Source organism: Gilvimarinus sp. 1_MG-2023, from assembly GCF_030548285.1.
Genome location: NZ_JAUOSC010001005.1, coordinates 1 through 272 on the forward strand (window position 1 = coordinate 1; position 272 = coordinate 272).

Annotated in this window: 1 protein-coding gene; it reads left to right on the forward strand. The window is 56.6% G+C overall.

Features of this window, described 5'->3' with window-relative positions; all coding sequences use genetic code 11:
* On the forward strand, positions 1 to 204 hold a 204-nt coding region (locus Q4563_RS19910; protein WP_303605748.1), incomplete at its 5' end, for a GyrI-like domain-containing protein.
* Positions 205 to 272: the final 68 nt, after the last annotated feature.

A 272-nucleotide genomic window follows, 5' to 3' on the forward strand; every position in this document is an offset into this window, starting at 1 on the left:
GGGGAGTATGCCCGGTTGAGAGTGCAAGGAGGAGAGGCCGGATTGCGGGGCGCTCTGAGTTGGCTGCTGAATGATTGGTTGCCAACATCTGGTTATGAGCTGGGCGAAGGGCTTTGCCTGATTGAGCGGTTGCAGTTCCCACCGTTTGTGGCGCCAGACCAGACGCTGGTCGATATCCTGCTACCGGTTGAAGCACTGGTATAAACCAGCGCTTCCTTGCGGTCGCGGGTGATAACAGCACAGGCACACGACATAAATACACGGTATAAGCG